13 protein-coding genes are annotated in these 17,229 nt (G+C 68.0%); 2 read left to right on the top strand and 11 right to left on the bottom strand.

Going from position 1 to position 17,229, the window contains the following annotated elements:
- Positions 1-27: 27 nt before the first annotated feature.
- The 4 genes from AUL32_RS20170 to AUL32_RS20155 form a co-directional block, all read right to left on the bottom strand.
- Positions 28-999: an ABC transporter permease gene (locus AUL32_RS20170; protein WP_061977956.1), complete on the bottom strand. Its 972-nt coding sequence runs from the start codon at positions 997-999 to the stop codon at positions 28-30.
- Complete coding sequence (locus tag AUL32_RS20165) at positions 996-1,937, bottom strand: ABC transporter permease (protein ID WP_062119074.1); 942 nt, start codon at positions 1,935-1,937, stop codon at positions 996-998. The genes AUL32_RS20170 and AUL32_RS20165 overlap by 4 nt, the downstream gene beginning before the upstream one ends.
- Positions 1,934-3,406 carry a sugar ABC transporter ATP-binding protein gene (locus tag AUL32_RS20160; protein ID WP_062119071.1) on the bottom strand — a complete coding sequence of 491 codons (1,473 nt, stop codon included), beginning with the start codon at positions 3,404-3,406 and terminating at the stop codon, positions 1,934-1,936. Before AUL32_RS20160 ends, AUL32_RS20165 begins: the two co-directional genes overlap by 4 nt.
- Positions 3,407-3,496: 90 nt before the next feature.
- Complete coding sequence (locus AUL32_RS20155) at positions 3,497-4,507, bottom strand: ABC transporter substrate-binding protein (protein WP_062119501.1); 1,011 nt, start codon at positions 4,505-4,507, stop codon at positions 3,497-3,499.
- Between the two features lie 222 nt (positions 4,508-4,729).
- Here AUL32_RS20155 and AUL32_RS20150 point away from each other — a divergent pair, with 222 nt between their 5' ends.
- Together AUL32_RS20150 and AUL32_RS20145 are read left to right on the top strand one after the other, a co-directional pair.
- Positions 4,730-6,064 carry a GAF domain-containing sensor histidine kinase gene (locus tag AUL32_RS20150; protein ID WP_082659893.1) on the top strand — a complete coding sequence of 445 codons (1,335 nt, stop codon included), beginning with the start codon at positions 4,730-4,732 and terminating at the stop codon, positions 6,062-6,064.
- Positions 6,061-6,771 (top strand): response regulator transcription factor, encoded by a 711-nt coding sequence (locus AUL32_RS20145; protein ID WP_061977960.1) that lies wholly within the window; start codon positions 6,061-6,063, stop codon positions 6,769-6,771. Before AUL32_RS20150 ends, AUL32_RS20145 begins: the two co-directional genes overlap by 4 nt.
- Positions 6,772-6,799: 28 nt before the next feature.
- Here AUL32_RS20145 and AUL32_RS20140 read toward each other — a convergent pair whose 3' ends face one another.
- From AUL32_RS20140 to AUL32_RS20110, 7 genes are all read right to left on the bottom strand, one after another.
- Positions 6,800-7,906 carry an ABC transporter ATP-binding protein gene (locus AUL32_RS20140; protein ID WP_062119068.1) on the bottom strand — a complete coding sequence of 369 codons (1,107 nt, stop codon included), beginning with the start codon at positions 7,904-7,906 and terminating at the stop codon, positions 6,800-6,802.
- Positions 7,906-9,870: a glycoside hydrolase family 127 protein gene (locus AUL32_RS20135; protein ID WP_062119064.1), complete on the bottom strand. Its 1,965-nt coding sequence runs from the start codon at positions 9,868-9,870 to the stop codon at positions 7,906-7,908. Before AUL32_RS20135 ends, AUL32_RS20140 begins: the two co-directional genes overlap by 1 nt.
- Positions 9,871-9,887: 17 nt before the next feature.
- Positions 9,888-10,781: a carbohydrate ABC transporter permease gene (locus AUL32_RS20130; protein WP_082659891.1), complete on the bottom strand. Its 894-nt coding sequence runs from the start codon at positions 10,779-10,781 to the stop codon at positions 9,888-9,890.
- Complete coding sequence (locus tag AUL32_RS20125) at positions 10,778-11,722, bottom strand: carbohydrate ABC transporter permease (protein ID WP_062119060.1); 945 nt, start codon at positions 11,720-11,722, stop codon at positions 10,778-10,780. Before AUL32_RS20125 ends, AUL32_RS20130 begins: the two co-directional genes overlap by 4 nt.
- Positions 11,723-11,829: 107 nt before the next feature.
- Positions 11,830-13,077 carry an ABC transporter substrate-binding protein gene (locus AUL32_RS20120; RefSeq protein ID WP_062119057.1) on the bottom strand — a complete coding sequence of 416 codons (1,248 nt, stop codon included), beginning with the start codon at positions 13,075-13,077 and terminating at the stop codon, positions 11,830-11,832.
- 184 nt (positions 13,078-13,261) lie between these two features.
- Entirely contained in the window at positions 13,262-14,365 is a 1,104-nt protein-coding gene (locus AUL32_RS20115; protein ID WP_062119055.1) for a LacI family DNA-binding transcriptional regulator, read from the bottom strand.
- A gap of 308 nt (positions 14,366-14,673) precedes the next feature.
- Positions 14,674-17,025, bottom strand: a complete 2,352-nt coding sequence (locus AUL32_RS20110) for an EAL domain-containing protein (RefSeq protein ID WP_062119053.1) — start codon at positions 17,023-17,025, stop codon at positions 14,674-14,676.
- Positions 17,026-17,229 lie beyond the last annotated feature (204 nt).

Below are 17,229 nucleotides of genomic sequence, written 5' to 3'. Positions count from 1 at the left end.
GAACAGGGCAGGGAACAGGTTGGCGGGTCAGGCGCGGCGAGATTTGGGATCGCCGGCGAGCGTGATGATGGCAATGATGATGAGGCCGGTCAGCAGCAGCCGGAGCCCGGCGCCGACACCGAACGTGTTCAGCATGGTGACGAGGAGATAGAGAAACAGCGAGGCGCCCCAGAGGCCGGCGACATTGGACCGCCCGCCCGAAACGGACGAGCCGCCGACCACCACGACGGCGATCGAGGCGAGGAGATATTCCTCGCCCATGTTGAGCGAGGAGCCGCCGGAAAAGCCGGCGAGAACCGCGCCGCAGAGCCCCGCCAGCACCGCCGAAAGCACATAGGTCGCAAAGCGCACCCGGTCGACGCGGATGCCCGCGAGCATGGCCGCGCGCGGGTTCTGCCCGATGGCCGAGACCGAACGGCCATAGACCGTGCGGTGCAGCAGCAGCCCCATCAGCCCACACAGAACGAGGGTCGCGATGGCGAGATAGGGCACGCCGAGAATGCGCCCCGTGGCAAAGGCCGCGAAGCCCTCTGGCGGGCGAACGCGCAGTCCCCGGCCGTAGCTGATCGCGGTGGACTGGATCAGGAAGCTCGCCGACAGGGTCGCGATGATCGGCGGGATCGAAAGGAGGCGGATCAGGAGATAGTTGAAGGCGCCGACCAGGGCGCCGACGCTTAAGCCCGCCAGGAGGCCGAGAAGGATGCGCCCGTCCTGCTCGTTCATCACCACCATGGCGAACGTGCCGGCGAGCGCGATCGTGGAAGGGATGGAGAGATCGACATTGCCCGGGCCCGTCGTGATGACGAACATCTGCCCGAGGCCGACGATGACATACATGGTGGCGAAGGTCAGCGCGGTGGAGAGGATCTGCCCGCCGCCCGTGCCGCCGGTGAAGGCGAGCGTGGCGAGGAAGATCGCGAGCGCGCCGCCGAAGGAGAAGGCATAGGGGTGGCGCGTGGCGAAGCCTTCGGCCCGCGCGGAAGCTGCCGGGGCGCTCATGCCGCCCTCCTTTCGGTCTGATTGACGAGGGCGCGCAGCGCCAGGACGGCGATCAGGATCGCCCCTTGCGCGCCGATCTGCCAGTCCGGCGAAATGCGTAGGAAGGACAGGAGCGAGCCGGCGAGTGTCAGGGTCAGCGCGCCGATCACCGCGCCGACCGGCGAAACGCGCCCGCCCGTGAATTCGCCGCCGCCCAGAATGACGCCCGCGATCGACAACAGCGTGTAGCGCAGCGCGATATTGGCGTCGGCCGAGGTGGTGAGGCCGACGAGGGTCAGCCCGCTCAGCACGCCGAACGTGCCGCAAAGCGCATACATCGCCATCTTCGCGCGCAGGAGCGACCAGCCGGCGCGGCGCACGGCCTGCGGATTGCCGCCCGCCCCGCGCAACACGACGCCGAAGGACGAGCGCATCAGGAGGAAGTGCACCCCGATCGCCAGCGCCGCGCTGGCGAGGATGGCGAAGGGCACGAGCGGCGTCTTCAGCTTGACCAGGGAGGAAAGCCAGGCCGGGGCCGAGCCGCCGGGCGAGGGGAGAAGCAGCACGGCGGCGCCGAGCCAGACGAAGCTGAGGCCGAGCGTCACGACGATGGAGGGCAGGTTGCGCCAGTGGATCAGCGCGCCGATGCAGGCATAGGCGAGGATGCAGCCGAGGAGCATGGCGACGCCGAGCAGCGGCGTGTCTTTCAGCACCGTCGCGCCGATGCAGGCGACGAAGCTGACGAAGCCGCCGATCGACAGATCGAGATCGTTGACCGTGATGACGCAGAGCTGCGCGATCGTGGCGAGCGCGATCGGCAGCGCCAGATTGAGCATGAGATTGAGCCCGAGATAGCTCATGGCCCTCGGCTGGATGATGAAGATAGCCGCGAGCAGGAGAATGAACGAGACGGGCGGCAGGAGCGCGCGCAGGACACGGGGTGTGAGAAGCGCGTTCACGCCGCGTCCTCCTTGAACGAGGCGCTGAGAATGCGCGCTTCGCTCAAAGCAGCGCGCGGTAGCTCGTCCACGATCCGCCCGGTGCGCAGCACGTAGATGTGGTCGCAGCTCTTCAACTCGTCGAACTCCGTCGTGTACCAGATGAAGGTGCGGCCCTTCTCGGCCTCGGCGCGGATCTGCGCGTAGACTTCCTGCTTGGTGCCGATGTCGACGCCGCGCATGGGATCGTCCATCAGGATGATCTCGGCGTCCGAGCCCAGCGCCCGGGCGAAGAGCGCCTTCTGCTGGTTGCCGCCCGAAAGGGTCAGGATGTTGTCCGTCATGTCGGGCGTGCGGATGGCGATGCGCCGCTGCCACTCCGCCTCCATGGCGCGTTCTCGCGCGGGGTCGAGAAGCCCCAGGCGCGTCAGCCCTTTCAGCGAGCGGATCGTGACGTTCTGCCCGATCGACCAGAGCGGAAACACGCCGTCGCTTTGCCGGTCGCCGGCCACGAAGGCCGTGCGCCCCGAGACCTTGGCGAAGCGCGAGCCGCCCATCCCCGCGCTCTGGAGAAGGACGAGAAGCGCCGTCTGGCCATGGCCGGCAAGGCCCGCGAGACCGATGATCTCGCCGCGCCGAGCCTCCAGCGCGCCGCCGCCGCGCGGGCTTCGAACGCTGGCGACAATGGGCGTCGAGGCCCGCGCCCGCGCTTCCACCAGCGCTTCGTCGGCATGGGCGACGACATGGCCCATGCTCTCGACCAGCGACTCGCGGGTGAAGCCGGAGGCGTCTTGAAGGTCCACCACGCGCCCGTCGCTCATCACGGCGATGCGGTCGCAGGTGGAAAGAATTTCGCCGAGGATATGCGAGATCAGGATGACGCTGCCGCCTTTGGCGACGAAGCTGCGGACATAGGCGAGAAGCTGGCTCGCGGCGCTGCCGTCGAGCGAGGAGGTCGGCTCGTCCAGGATCACGAGGCGCAGCGGCGTCTCGCCGCCGGCAAAGACGGTCGCGATCTCCACCATCTGCCGCTGGCCGAGCGCGAGGTCCGACAGGAGATCGCCAGGCGCGATGCCGTGGCCGGGAAAGATTTCGTCGAGCTTCGCGCGGATCAGCGCGCCGGCTTTGTGGCGCCAGCCGAAGCCGCGCAGCGAGCCGTGGCGCACGCGCGTGTTCTCGGCGACCGAAAGATTGGGGCAGAGCGAAAGCTCTTGAAAGACGCAGGCGATGCCGGCCTGGCGCGCGCGGGCGACGCCGCCTCGGCCCGCCCGGTCCTCGCCCGATATCTCCAGCCGCCCCGTGTCGGGCACGACATTGCCGGCCAGAACCTGCATGAGCGTCGACTTGCCCGCGCCGTTGTGGCCGGCGAGCCCGAGGCATTCGCCGGCCCTGATGTCGAGATCGACGCCGCGCAGCGCGCGCACGGCGCCGAAGCTCTTCTCGATCTCTTGGAGGCGCACGAAGACGCCGGCGGGTCCCGAACTGGTCATGGTTGCCTTTGGTGGAATGGAAAAGGCCGCCCGCCGAAGGGCGCGGCGGCCTCTGGAAAGACGCGCGGGCTCGCTCGAGCCTCGGGCTTCTTACTTGGCGGCGATCACCTTCTTGGCGTCGTCCTGCGAATATTCGACATTGGCGACGCCGCCCTTCTGGGTGGTCTTGACCGCTTCGTCGAGGCCGGCCTGGTCGATGCTGAGGAAGGGCACGACGAGGTCCTTCGGGACCTGCTGCCCGTCGAGGATCTGCTGCGCCACCCAGAAGGCGAGGGTCGATACGCCCGGCGCGATGGAGACCGACATGGTCTCGTAGCCGTTGGCGTCCTTCTGCTCCTTCCACCAGCGCAGCTCGTCCTCGCGATTGCCGAGGATGATGGTCGGTGTCTTGCGGCCCGCCGCCTTGAAGGCCTCGGCCGCGCCGAACCCGTCGCCGCCCTGCGTCACCACGCCGGTGACTTCGGGCAGGCTCGGCAGCACGCCGGCGACCGACTTCTGCGCCACGGTCTGCGTCCAGTCGCCCTGCACTTCGCTGACGACCTTGAACTTGGAATGCGTGGCGACGCCGCTCTGGATGCCCTCGTGGATCTCGCCGTCCACCGACGTGCCGGCAAGGCCCCGGATCTCCAGGAGGTTGCCACCGTCGGGATAGCGCTTGGCGAGATAGTCGAGCTGGCCCGCGCCCATCTTCTTGAAGTCCACCGCCACGCGCCAGGCGCAGGGCTCGGTCACGATGCCGTCGAAGGAGACGACCACGATGCCGGCGTCGCAGGCTTCCTTCACCGCGCCGTTGAGCGCGGTGGGCGAGGCGGAGTTGATGACGATGGCGTTGTAGCCCTGCAGGATCATGTTCTGGATCTGCGCGGCCTGTTCGGTGGCCTGGTTCTCGGCGGTGGTGAAGGCGTCGGCGGACTTGACCACGCCGGCCTTCACGGCCTCGCCCGTCACCTTGGCCCAGCTTTCCAGCATGGCCTGGCGCCAGGAATTGCCGGCATAATTGTTGGACAGGGCGATCGTCTTGTCCGCCGTGTCGGCCAAGGCGCCGTTCGCGGCGCCGAGGCAGAGCGTTGCGGCCGACAGGGCCAGTGCGAGCTTCTTCATCATATCCTCCCCAAAGCCGGCGGTCCTGCCGGCACGCCGATCGGTCGGCCTCTTCTGGCCGGCCGGACGCCGATCGCTCTCCCAAGCGACTCTCGATACTCAGTCTGGAAGGCGCCCCGGCTTTTGTCCAAGGTGGAGCGCGCAGGTCGGATGCGGGAACCCGCAAAACCCCTGCATGCCGCCGCTCTGGCGCCGCTCCCGCGAACGTGATGGTGTCGCCCGATGAACCCGGCCACCCTTTCCCCGCCGACGCCCGCCTCCACACCCGGCCGAACGCGGCTCGGCAGCGAGACGCTGTTTCGCCATCTCATCCGCGTGTCGCAGGCGCTGGCGGGTCGGCTCGACATGCAGGCCGCCATCCAGGCCGTGTCGGACGAGCTTGCCGCCATCCTGCCGCACGACCATCTCGACGTCTGCATCCTGCGGCAGGATCATCACACCGCCTTCGAGGCCGGCGCCCACACGGACTGGAGCCTCAACGCCCATCCGCTGCCCATAGAGGGCAGTCCGATCCGCGCCGTGCTGCTGGGGCAGGAGCCCTATCTCATCTCGGGCGACGCGTTGGCCGACCCGCGCTTCCATTTCGACGGCGCCTTCGCCCACCCCATTCTCGACCAGAATCTTCAAAGCCGGCTGCACGTGCCGCTTCTCGTGCGCGGCGAGATCATCGGCGCCCTGTCCTGCTCCAAGCGGGTGCGCGACTTCTACGACGCTAGGGATCTCGGGTTCGCCCGGCACGTCGCCGATGTGCTCGCGCCCTATTTCTACGCCCTGCGCACCGCTGAGGACGCGCGCCGACTCGCGATCGAGGAGGCGGAAGGGCGCGCGCGGGAAGACGCCCTGCGCGAAGGCGCGCTGCGCCTGACGGAAGAACTGGAACGCGAGCGCCAGCGCATCGGCATGGACCTGCACGACCTGACGCTGGCCGATCTCACGCGCCTCCATCGGCGCATCGCGCGCATGCGCGAAGCCGGCATGGCGCGGCTGCGCGAGGCGGGCGGGCCGGGGCCGGAGGGCTGGGAGGCACTGGAAGCGGTGGAGGCGGAGCTTGCCCGCACCATGGCGGGCCTGCGCGAGATCATCGACGATGCCCGTCCCAACATCCTCCAGCTCTTCGGCCTTGCCGAGGGGATCGAGGACTTTCTCGGCCGCGCGCTGGACGGATCGGGCAGCGGCATCGCCTGGCGCTTCGCCGATCAGAGCTTCGGCGCGGCGGACCATCTGTCCGAGACGCTGCGCGTCGCGCTGTTTCGCATCGTGCAGGAGGCGGTCAACAACGCAGCGCACCATGCCGAGCCCTCGCTGATCGAGGTCGAGCTTCGCCGCGAGGGCGAGGCGCTGGCAATCGAGGTGCGCGACGACGGGATCGGCTTCGCCTCGCTCGCCCAGCGCAAGCGCGTCGGCGGCATCCGCAACATGCAGACGCGCGCCCGGCTGGTGGGCGCGAGCTTCGCGATCGGCCGGCGCGGCGATCGGCAGGGCACGCTGGTGCAGATCCAACTGCCGGTGGACGGCGCGGACAAGACGCAAGGTCCGGCCCGCGAGGGCGTGCGATGAATGTCCTGATCGCCGAGGACGACGCGGTGCACCGGGCCTTTCTCAGCGAGGTCATTGCCCAGACCCTGCCGGACTGCCGCGTGGTGGAGGCGGAAAACGGCGTGGTGGGCGAGCGGCTGGCGATCGAGCATGAGACGCTTCATGCCGTGGTGGATCTCCAGATGCCGCAGCGCACGGGGGTGGAACTCGCCCGCGCGCTTTGGGCACGGCGGCCGACCACCAGCATCGTCTTCTGGTCCAACTATGCCGACGAGGCCTATGTGCGGGGCGTCTCGCGCATCGTGCCGAGCGGCGCGGCCTATGGCTACATCCTGAAATCGGCCTCCGAGGAGCGCTTGAGTCTGGCGCTGCGCGGCGTCTTTCTCGAAGGCCAGTGCATCATCGACCGCGAGATCCGCTCCGTGCAGCAGCGCTCGGCGGACCGCTCGGAAAGCTTCACCGATGTCGAATACGAGATCCTGACCGATCTCGCCCTCGGCCTGACCGACCGGCTGATCGCGGAGCGGCGCGGCCTGTCGCTGCGCAGCGTGCAGAACCGGCTGCAGCAGGTCTACGACAAGCTCGGCGTCTACGAATCCGAGCGCGGATCGGACGTGTTTAACCTGCGCATGCGCGCCGTCACCCTCGCCATGCTGCGCAAGGCGCTGAACCGCGAAAGCCTGGAACAGGCCGAGATCGGCCTGCAGGACTGGCTGCGACGGCGCTGAGCGCCGCGCCTCTCGACCGGGTGAACCGTCAGCGAAGCCGTTTTCCCGCCTTGTCGAACAGGCGCATGTCGGCCGTGTCGCAGGTGATACCCATCTCCGCGCCGGCCTTCGGCGCCATGCCGCGCTCTCCCTGCACGACGAGCGAAAGACCCTCGCCGCAGCGCCCATAGAGGAAGCTGCTGCCGCCAAGATATTCCGTGAAGTCCACGGTGAAGGGCAGCGAGGGCTCGCTGCCGCGCGCCGGGCGCAGATGCTCCGGGCGGATGCCAAGCTGGATGTCGCCGCCCTCGCCACCAGTCCCGAAAAGCGTTGGGCGCGGCAGCGACCGGCCGGCGACCACCAGCCCGCTCTCGCTTAAGGTCGCGGGCAGGACGTTCATCTTGGGCGAGCCGACGAAACCGGCGACGAAGAGATTGTCGGGGTCCTCGTAGAGCGTGGCCGGCGCGCCGACCTGCTCGATCCGCCCGCCACGCAGCACCACGATCTTGTCGGCCAGCGTCATCGCTTCCGTCTGGTCGTGCGTGACATAGACCATCGTGTTGCCGAGCGTCTTGTGCAGGCGCGCGATCTCGATGCGCATCTCGACGCGCAACTCGGCGTCGAGATTGGACAGGGGCTCGTCGAAGAGGAAGATCTGCGGATCGCGCACGATGGCACGCCCGATCGCCACGCGCTGGCGCTGGCCGCCCGAAAGCTGGCCGGGGCGCCGGTCCAGAAGCTTGGTCAGTTGCAGGATCTCCGCCGCCGCGCGCACCTTCTGCTCTACCTCGGCGGCCGGGCGATGCGCCATCTTCAGGCCGAAGCCCATATTCTGCGCCACCGACATATGCGGGTAGAGCGCGTAGGACTGGAACACCATGGCGATGCCTCGCCGCGAGGGGTCGAGGTCCGTGACATCCTTCCCGCCGATCGCGATCTCGCCCTCGCTCACCTCCTCCAACCCCGCGATGAGACGTAGGAGCGTGGACTTGCCGCAGCCGGACGGGCCGACGAAGACCACGAACTCGCCCTTGGCGATGGAAAGGTCGATGTCCCGAAGCACCTCGACCGAGCCGAAGGACTTGCCGACGCCCTTCAGCTCCAGGCTCGCCGTGGCGAGGCCGATGCCGGCCTCCAGTGGGGAATGGGCGTTCATCACGCCCCCTCCTGCCGCAGCCAGACCAGCATCTCGCCGCCCTCGCGATTGTCCCAGGCGTGGTAGGGCACGGCGCGCAGCACGGCCTGTTCTCGCGCCGGCTCCTGCGGCGTGTAGAGCGCTTCGCCCGCCGCCGTCTCGCGGACGCCCTCGGCTACGAGACAGACCGCGCCGCCGAGATCGGCCGCCTCCTCGCAGCGGAAGGCGCTCTGGCGATCCAGCAGCAGCGAGTGGAGATGCGCGCCGTTGTCCGTCTCCTCCAGGCAGTAAACCAGCGGCCCACGCTGGAGCGCGACGCGGCCCTGGTCGATCCCGACCTTCGGATGGGCATGAAGGCGCAGCACGGGCATCTCGAAGTCGAGTTCCACCGTGTCGCCCGCCGACCATTGGCGCTCGATCGCGAGATAGCCATTCCGCGACGAGGAGGCGATGTCGAGCACCTCGCCGTTGAGCTTCGCCACTGTTGCCCCGGCCCAGTCCGGCAGGCGAAGATGCAGCGTGAACCGGGCCGGCTCGGCGGGATCGACGGCGAGCTTCACCGCGCCGTCGGTGGGATAGGCCGTGGTCTGGCTCAGGCGCAGCTTGGTGCCAGCAACGTCGAGATCGGCCTCGCTCTCGCAATAGAGATGCACGGCGACCGCGTCCTCAGCCTCGCCATACATGTAGGTGCCGACCGAGGCGACGAGGCGGGCGATGTTGGGCGGGCAGCAGGGGCAGCGGTGCCAGGTCCAGCGATGATGCGTGCCGCGGCTTTCCAACGGGTTCTCATAGAAGAAGCGTGTGCCGTCGAGCGACAGGCCGGAGAGCGCGCCGTTGTAGAGCGCGCGCTCCATCACGTCGCCATAGCGCCGGTCGGGGCCGAGGCCGAGCATGCGGTTCGCCCAGAACACCAGCGCCACCGCTGCGCAGGTTTCGGCATAGGCGGTCTCGTTGGGCAGGTCGTAGTCGAAGGTCAGGCCCTCGTTGTGGGCAGACGGGCCGAAGCCGCCGGTGACATAGAGGTTCTTGTCGGTGAGATGGCCCCAGAGCGCGTCGAGCGCCGTCTTCAGGCTCTCGTCGCCGAACTCGGTCGAGACATCCGCCATGCCGGAATAGAGATAGGCGGCGCGCACGGCATGGCCGACGACATGGCGCTGCTGGCGCACGGGCTCGTGGCTCTGCGTGTATTGGTGGTTCTCGAAATGGTAGTCCTTCGGGTCGCGCCCGCGCGCCCGCGCCTCCTCGTCGAAGAAGTGCGGCGGCTGCCGGCCGCGCTCGTCCACGAAAAACCGGGCCAGATCGAGATAACGCTGCTCGCCCGTGGCGCGGCCGAGTTTGACGAGGGCCAACTCGATCTCGGGATGGCCGCAATAGCCACGCGTCTGGCCGGCTTTGGGGCCGAACATCTGGTCGATGTGATCGGCATAGCGCGCCATGATGTCGAGCAGGCGCCGCTTGCCCGTGGCGTGGAAATAGGCGACCGCGCCTTCCATGAGATGGCCCGCATCATAGAGCTCGTGACAATCGCGAAGGTTCGTCCAGCGCTTGCCGGGCTCGATGCGCTGATACCAGGAATTGAGATAGCCGTTCTCGTCCTGCAGGCGGGCATAGGCGTCGATCACCGCGTCCACCCGCGCCTCAAGCTCGGGGTCGGGCCGGCGATAGAGCGCATAGGCCGCCGTCTCGATGCTCTTTCCGAAGTCGGAATCCCAGAACATCTGGGTCGTCACCGTGTCGTTGCCGGTCTGGAAGGGAATGCTGAGGCCGGGATTGGGCCGGTCCGGGTCGATCTGATCCAGCATTCCCGCCTTGATGCAGCGGTTCAGAAGCGTGTGGGCCGTGGTGGTGGCGACCGTGTCGATGCGCGGGCCGAAGAAGCCCTGGACGCGGACCTCATGAACCGCCGGCGGCCGGAACTGGGCGCGGGGGCGCGTGACGTCGGAGGCGGGAGAGATGCCGGCGGGGGAGGGCGTGTGCTGGTTCATGGAGGGCAAGTCCTTGCTCACTTCACGGCCCCGGCCGTCAGGCCGCGGATGTAGAAGCGCTGGAGAATGAGAAAGAGAAGAAGGCAGGGGATCATCATCACAGTGACGCCGGCCTGCACCGCGCCCCAGTCCACCGCGCCGTAGTGGCCGGAGCGCACCGCCGTCATCAGGACGGGCAGCGTGAACTTGGACTGGTCGGTGAGCAGCACGAGCGCGGCGAGGAACTCGTTCCAGGCGTTCAGGAAGGCGAAGAGGCCGACGGTGACGATGCCGGGCAGGACGAGCGGGCCCATGACGAAGACCAGAAGCCGTAGCCCCGTGACGCCCTCGATCCTGGCCGCCTCCTCGATCTCCTTCGGTACGGCGTCGAAGGCGTTGCGCATCATGAAAACGGAGAAGGGCAGTTGCAGCGTCGTGTAGATCAGCACCAAACCGCTCAGCGTGTTCTGCAGGCCGAGCTTGGCGAGGATCAGGAAGAGCGGCGTCAGGATCGACTGGAAGGGTATCATGATCGTCGCCAGGATCAGGACGAAGGCGAGGCCCTTCATCGGAAAGCGGTGGCGCGAGAAGCCGTAGCCCGCCAGCACCGAGACCAGGATGGTCAGCACCGTGGTGCCGAGCGCCACGAAGAGACTGTTGCCGGCATAGGTCAGGATGCCGTCGCCGAAGGCGTCGAGCCGGGCATAGCTGGCAAGGCTTGGCTCCCCTTCCGGCCAGGGCGGCAGGGGCGGGCGCACCGTCTCGCTGGCCGAGCGCAGCGAGCCCAGCACCACGAAGGCGATCGGCGCCAGGAACAGGGCCGCGCAGAGAACGCCCGTCACATGGAAGAGAACGCGCATCGGCCGGTTCTTGGCCGGGCGCCGACCGGCCGAACGGGCGGTTCGTTCCTCGGCGGGAAGGGCGAGACTCATCGTGCGTCCTCCCGGTCGCTGAGGAGCCGGAGCTGAATGAGGCTGAGGATCAGGAGGATGGCGAGCAGCACCATGGACAGGGCCGCGCCGTAGCCGAGGCGGAAGGAGACGAAGGACTGCGAGAAGATCCAATAGACCGCGGTGACCGTCCGGTTCTGCGGGCCGCCGGCCAGGATGATGTAGAACTGGTCGAAGGCCAGCATGGAGCCCGACACGCAGAGGATGAGCGCCAGCGCGAAGGGGCGGCGCACCAGCGGCAGGGTGATGTGGCGGAAGCGCTGGAGTGCGCTCGCCCCGTCGATCCGGGCCGCCTCGCTGAAGTCGGCGGGGATGGACTGCAGCCCGCTCATCAGGATCACCATGTAGAAGCCCGCCATTTTCCAGATCACCATGGCGGTGACCGACCAGAAGGCCGGCTCGAAGGTGGCAAGGATGTTGATCCGCCCGGCGGTCAGCCCCAGCCGCTCCATCAGCGGCGAGAAGAGGCCGCTGTCGACATTGGAGAGCCAGGCCCAGAGAAGGCTCGCCGAGGCGAAGCCGATCACCACCGGCAGAAAGAAGGCGGTGCGATAGACGCCCGCGAAGCGTCGCGGCTTTTCCACCAGAAGCGCCAGGGCAAGGCCGACGCCGAGGAGGCCAAGCGTCGCCGCCGCCGTGTAGCGAGCGGTGAAGCCGAGCGCGTTCCAGAAGTTGCGGTCGTTCCAGAGCGCCTTGTAGTTGGCGGTGCCGACCCAGCGCGGCACGCCGAGAAGCGGCCAGTTGTGCAGCGACATCCAGGCCGTCATGCCGAGCGGCAGCGCGAAGAAGACAAGAACCAGCACCATGGCCGGGGCGACGTAGAGAAGCCCGGACAGGTCGCGCCGACGCTTGCGGCGAGGCTTGGCTGCGGCGCGCGGCAGGCCGGGGGAAAGCGAGGTCGAGGGATGGCTGGCGACCGACATGGAAACGGCTCCCTGCATCTGGCGGAAGAAAGAAGCGCGCCTCGCGGCGGCGGGCGCCGCGAGGAAGCTGGCCGGGAATCGCGCGCGGCGATCGATGGCTTGGGGGATCAGGGCGCGGTGTCGATGATGGTCTGCATCGCGTCCTGCGCTTCGCGCACGGCCGGCTCGATATCGGCCGGGCTGCCGAAGAAGGCGCGGTTCAGCATCGTGATCCAGGGGCCGTTGGCGGAGTTGATGAGGTCGTTGAAGACCGTGCTGTAGGGCGTCTTGCCCTTGGCCATGGCCTGGACGGCGGTGAGATAGCGCGCGTCGAGCCCGGCCAGCGCCTGCGTCGCCACATCGGCGCGCACCGGCAGCGAGCCGTTGCGGGCGAGCAGCGTCTGCCCGTCCAGCGAATAGGCATAGTCCAGGAAGGCCTTGATGCCGGCCTTCTTCTGAGTGCCCTTGGAGACCACGAAATTGTCGCCGCCGGCAAAGGAGGAAACGCCGCCGTCCTTGCCCGGCAGGTAGGTCACCCCGTATTCGAGATCGGGATATTGCTGGTTGAGCGCGCCGATGGCGAAGGAGCCGGAGGGCGTGATGCCGATATTGCCGCTGGCGAAGGCGGCGAAGAAATTGGCGCCCGTGTCGGTCTGCGAGCCGGCCGGCACGAGCCCGTCCCTGACCATGCCCTGATAGAAGTCGAGCGCCTCGCGCGTCTGCGGCGTGTCGAGCGTGGCGCGCTTGCCCTCGTCGGCGAAGATGTCGCCGCCCGAGGCCCAGATCAGCGGCGTGAAGGTGAAAATGTTGCAGCCGCCGCAATTGCCGGAGAAGTAGAAGCCCTTCCGCTCGCCGCCGAGCGCGGTCACCTTCTCGGCGTCGGTCCGGATCTCGGCCCAGGTCGTCGGCCCTTTTTCCGGGTCGAGCCCGGCTTCGCGGAAGAGCTTCTTGTTCCAGATCAGGACCGAGGCGTCGGCCGAGAAGGGCAGGCCGTAGATGCGCCCCTGCCAGGTGCCGACCGCGACATGCGGCTTGGAGAGCTGGCTGAAATAGGGCAGCGACTGGGCGAGGTCGGTGATGTCCTCGAGCTGCCCGGCCGAGGCGAAAGCGGGCGTATAGATGAGGTCCAGCGAAAGGGCGTCCGGCGCCGTGCCTCCCGCCGCGGCCACCGCGTATTTCTGCACCAGCTCGTTGACCGGCACGATCTGCAGCTCGGCCTTGTGCTCGTTCTGGCTCTTGTTGAAGGCGTCCACGAGCTTGGGCATGAAGGTCGAGCCGTCCGAGCGCACCCAGAGGCTGAAGGTTTCCGCCCCCGCCGAAGCCGGCAGGGCGAGGGCGACGGCAAGTCCGCCGAGGCCGAAGAGCCAATTGCGCATGAATGTTCCTCCCCAGTGAAGCGCTCCGTTCGCGAGGCGCCCTCGATCGTTCGTTCTCGCCGCGCAGCCCTCCCGGCCGCGTGGCGAAGCATGGTCCTCGAAGCGCAGGGCACGACCGGCGCGGGGCCGGCCGCCCCGTCTTTCCTTGCGTGTCGCGTCTTGCCCTCGGGCAAAAACCTCTTTTCTATCCGCCGTTCGCCCAGTCCATCGGGCGTTCCCGATCGTCCGCGACGCCGCAGGATCGGCGGGTCACCAAGCGGCAGGGCAGGCGCCGGAGGCCCGGCTCCACCGGCTTCCGGTCGATCATGTCGAGAAGCGTCAGCCCGGCCTGCCGGCCGAGATCCTTGAGCTCCATGTCGACCGTCGTCAGCGGCGGGCGCGTGGCCTGCGCGAAAAGCTCCCAATTGTCGAAGCCGACCACGGCGACATCCTGCGGCACCCGCAGACCCATGAGCGTTAGGGCGTCGATCAGCCCGCGAGCGATCTGGTCGTTGCCGCAGAACACGGCGTCGGGGCGGTGCTTGGCCTCCGTTTCGGGTCCGAAGAGGCGCTGTCCGGTCTCGTAGCCGAATTGCTCCGACCATTCCCCGGACAGCGCCTCGCCGAGGCGTGGGAGACCCGCCTCGGAAAGCGCCCGCCGCCAGCCCTCCTCGCGCAGGGCCACGGCGGAAAAGCTCCTTGGGCCGGTGACATGGGCGATCCGCCGCCGCCCTAGCCGGGCGAGATGCGACACCGCCAGATGCGCCCCGCCCTCGTCGTCCGGCACGAAGCCGACGCCACCCTCCGGGCAGGCCGAGACGACATGCACAAGGGGCAGGCGCAGGACCGAGAGGTCGAGCGGCAGGGTCCGGTCGATCCGCCGTCCGGCGATCACCAGCCCGTCGATCTGCTTGTCGGTCAGCGCATCTAGGCTGATGCGCGCGCGCTCCGGGTCATCCTCGACCGGGCACAGGAACACCGAGACGCCGCGATCGGTCATGGCCGACGACAGGCCCGCCGCCACCGGCAGCGTGAAGCGGCCGTAGGAGTCGTTGGTAAGGAGCCCGAGCGTGAAGGAGCGCTGCGAAACCAGCGCGCGCGCCATCGCGTTCGGCCGAAACCCCAGTCGCTCCGCCGCCGCCTGCACCCGCTCCCGCGTTTCCGGCATCATGCGGCCCCGCTCGTTCAGCGCCTTCGAGGCCGTGGCGACCGAGACGCCCGCCGCCGACGCCACATCCCGAATGGTGATGCGCGCCGACCCCGCCGCAGGGCTATCCGCCAGACTCCCGGTTTGCGAACCATCCGCCATGAGACGACGTCGAACTCCCCATCTGCAATTAGGAAACCGTTTTCTCATCCTAGAAAAATCGGTTTCTCTGTCGCAGTCAAGCGGTTTTGTACGAGGAATAGCAAGAGGGCGGGAGGATGCGTCGGCCGGCGGGGTCGCAAGACCAGCGGCGAAGACCTGTCTCGCCCGGTCCATTGCAGGTCGGGCCAAGAGCGCTCGTCGCGAGCCGCCGCCGGGGAACGGGCAACGGCGCTTCGCCGCCAACGTCTGCGGGCGGAAGGGCGGTTCGCTCCGCCCGACCTTTTCGAAACAGTGCTTGCGCCTCGGCCTCAGGCCGAAAGGGCGAGCGCGCTTTCCGTTTCCAGCATCCGCACGGGGCGGCCGATCAGATAGCCCTGCACCGCCTCGCAGCCGATCGAACGGAGGAAGTCCAGCTGGCTCGGCGTCTCCACCCCCTCGGCTAGAATGGCGATGCCGAGCTGGTGCGCGATCTGGGTGATGCCCTCGATCACCACGCGCGAATGCCGGTCCTCCTCCGCCGTCGCCACGAAGGAGCGGTCGATCTTGATGCGGTCAAGCGGAAAGTCGCGCAGGTGCGACAGCGAGGAATAGCCCGTGCCGAAATCGTCCATGGCGATCGACACGCCGAGCTGGCGGATGGCCGACAGGATCTCGACGATCTTGCGCCCGTCCTCGACGATCGCGGTTTCCGTCAGCTCGATCTCCAGCCGGTGCGGGGGCAGGCCGCTGGTGGCCAGAGCCGTCGTCAGGTGCGAGAGGAGCAGCGGCGAGCGGAACTGCACAGCCGACACGTTGACCGCGACATAGGCCTCGTCCGGAAGGGCCGCTACCTGCCGGCAGGCCTCCCGCAGCACCCAGGCGCCGATCGCCAGGATCTGCCCGGTTTCCTCCGCAAGAGGAATGAAGCGGGAGGGCGAGACAGGACCGAGCAGCGGGTGGTCCCAGCGGATCAAGGCCTCGTAGCCGATCACCCGGTTCTCGCTAAGTGCCAGCACCGGCTGGTAAGCCAGATGCATCTCGCCGCGCTCGATCGCCAGGCGCATGTCGGCCTCGATCTGCACGCGCTCGGACATGGCCTCCATCATGCCGGTCGTGTAGCAGCTGAGGCGCCCGCGCCCGTTCCGCTTGGATTCGTAGAGCGCGATGTCGGCGAACTGCATCAGTTCGGTCGCGTCGCGCGCGTCGTCCGTGCAGCACAGGCCGATGCTGCAGCCGATGGTGATCGTCAGTTCGCCGATCTGGAAGGGGAAGGCGAGCACCTCGATCACCTGCTCCGCCACCGCCTTCGCCTTGTCGAGATCCCCCTGGATCAGGATCGCCAGCTCGTCGCCGCCCAGGCGCGCGACAAAGCCCTCCGGCCCGACGATTTCGCTCAGTCGCGCGGCGACCTGGATCAGGAGGAGATCGCCGACCCCGTGCCCATAGGTGTCGTTCACCGGCTTGAACCGGTCGAGATCGATGAGCAGCAGCTTGAACCACTGGCGGGGATGATAGTCCCGCTCGATACGTGCGTTGAGGGCGCGCCGGTTGGGCAGCTTGGTCAAGGGGTCGAGGAAGGCCAGTTCCTCGATGCGCCGCTGGGCCTGGCGCTCGCCCGTCACGTCGTCGAAGGTCACGACCATGCCGCCGCGCGACACCGGGCGGATCTCGACCTGCATGATCCGGCCATCGTCCATTTCGTAGTCGATCGTGGAAAAGCTATCGACGCTTTCCCATTCCAGGAGGCGCCCGCGTGCTTTCTCACGACGCTCCGCGCTCCAGTCGTGCCGGTCGCCCACCGCCTCGACGATCTCGTGCGCGGTCATGCCCTTGAGCGACAGTCCGATCTCGAACCCGTAGATTTCGAGATAGCGACGGTTGTAGAGCTGAACCCGGCCCCACTGGTCGAGATAGACCAGCCCGTTCGACATGTTCTCCAGCGCCGTCGACAAGACGGCAGAGTGCGCCTTTTCCTGCGCCTCGAAGCGGCGCGCCGTCAGGATCGTGGCGAAGGCGCCGAGAAACAGGATGGCCGCGCCGGCCGAGGTGAAGACGCTGAGCACGATCTTGTTGTCGCCCGCGATGTCGGCGCCCTCCTGAACCACAAGCTCGGTTCCGCCGATGGCGAGGAAATGCATGCCGCCGACGGCGAAAGTGAAGAGAAGACAGGTCGCGAGCCGCGAACGGGCGAGGCGAGGGGCGCCGCGCGCGCCCGCCAGCGACAGAACGCCGATCAGCCCGGCGACGAGGCTGACCCCCGGCGCGCGCACCTGAAGACAGCCCTCGAGCGCCTGCATTCCCGAGTAATGCATGGCCGCGATGCCGGCGCCGGCAAGCCCGCCCCAGAGCGCGCGCGCCCGCCAGTCCCTCGCGCCGGCGGACAAGGCGAGGGGGCCGCCTGTCAGCGCGATGGCCAGGAGCGCCGAGGCCGCCGTGGTCCAGATCTCGTAGCTCAGCAGCATATCGGGCCGATAGCCGAGCATCGCCACGAAATGCGTCGTCCAGACTCCGAGGCCGGCCACCACGGCGACGCCGAGCTGCCAGCGACGGCGGACCACGCCGGAGGCTTCCGCGACCCGCGCGGAAAGGTCGGCCAACAGCCATCCCGCCGCGAGGCAGATGAAGACGGCCGCCAGAACGAAGCCGACGGAATGCTGGGTCGCAAGTCTGGTGAGAAGCATCGGAGGATCGAACCCGTTTTTGACCCTCCCAGTAGAGGCGCGAAGACCTGACCAATGGGTTGCAACCATGACCCTGGGTTGGATTATTCCTTTGGCCGACTGCATAAGCCTGAGGCGTTCAATGGCCATGCGCAGAGCTGGTGCTGCCTTTTCGAGCGGCATACGAACGCCATTGTCCGTTCCTGACGGCCATCGCACGGGACG

Origin of the sequence: Aureimonas sp. AU40 (assembly GCF_001463785.1) — a bacterium.
Classification (GTDB): domain Bacteria; phylum Pseudomonadota; class Alphaproteobacteria; order Rhizobiales; family Rhizobiaceae; genus Aureimonas.
The sequence above is the reverse complement of the archived record's forward strand: the minus strand, read 5'-3'. Positions and strand labels throughout refer to the sequence as shown.

Bases quoted from the DNA above. Each gene is read 5' to 3' on its own strand.
- AUL32_RS20170 (WP_061977956.1), bottom strand. From the start codon at position 999: ATGAGCGCCCCGGCAGCTTCCGCGCGGGCCGAAGGCTTCGCCACGCGC.
- AUL32_RS20160 (WP_062119071.1), bottom strand. From the start codon at position 3,406: ATGACCAGTTCGGGACCCGCCGGCGTCTTCGTGCGCCTCCAAGAGATC.
- AUL32_RS20155 (WP_062119501.1), bottom strand. From the start codon at position 4,507: ATGAAGAAGCTCGCACTGGCCCTGTCGGCCGCAACGCTCTGCCTCGGC.
- AUL32_RS20150 (WP_082659893.1), top strand. From the start codon at position 4,730: ATGAACCCGGCCACCCTTTCCCCGCCGACGCCCGCCTCCACACCCGGC.
- AUL32_RS20145 (WP_061977960.1), top strand. From the start codon at position 6,061: ATGAATGTCCTGATCGCCGAGGACGACGCGGTGCACCGGGCCTTTCTC.
- AUL32_RS20140 (WP_062119068.1), bottom strand. From the start codon at position 7,906: ATGAACGCCCATTCCCCACTGGAGGCCGGCATCGGCCTCGCCACGGCG.
- AUL32_RS20135 (WP_062119064.1), bottom strand. From the start codon at position 9,870: ATGAACCAGCACACGCCCTCCCCCGCCGGCATCTCTCCCGCCTCCGAC.
- AUL32_RS20130 (WP_082659891.1), bottom strand. From the start codon at position 10,781: ATGAGTCTCGCCCTTCCCGCCGAGGAACGAACCGCCCGTTCGGCCGGT.
- AUL32_RS20125 (WP_062119060.1), bottom strand. From the start codon at position 11,722: ATGTCGGTCGCCAGCCATCCCTCGACCTCGCTTTCCCCCGGCCTGCCG.
- AUL32_RS20120 (WP_062119057.1), bottom strand. From the start codon at position 13,077: ATGCGCAATTGGCTCTTCGGCCTCGGCGGACTTGCCGTCGCCCTCGCC.
- AUL32_RS20115 (WP_062119055.1), bottom strand. From the start codon at position 14,365: ATGGCGGATGGTTCGCAAACCGGGAGTCTGGCGGATAGCCCTGCGGCG.
- AUL32_RS20110 (WP_062119053.1), bottom strand. From the start codon at position 17,025: ATGCTTCTCACCAGACTTGCGACCCAGCATTCCGTCGGCTTCGTTCTG.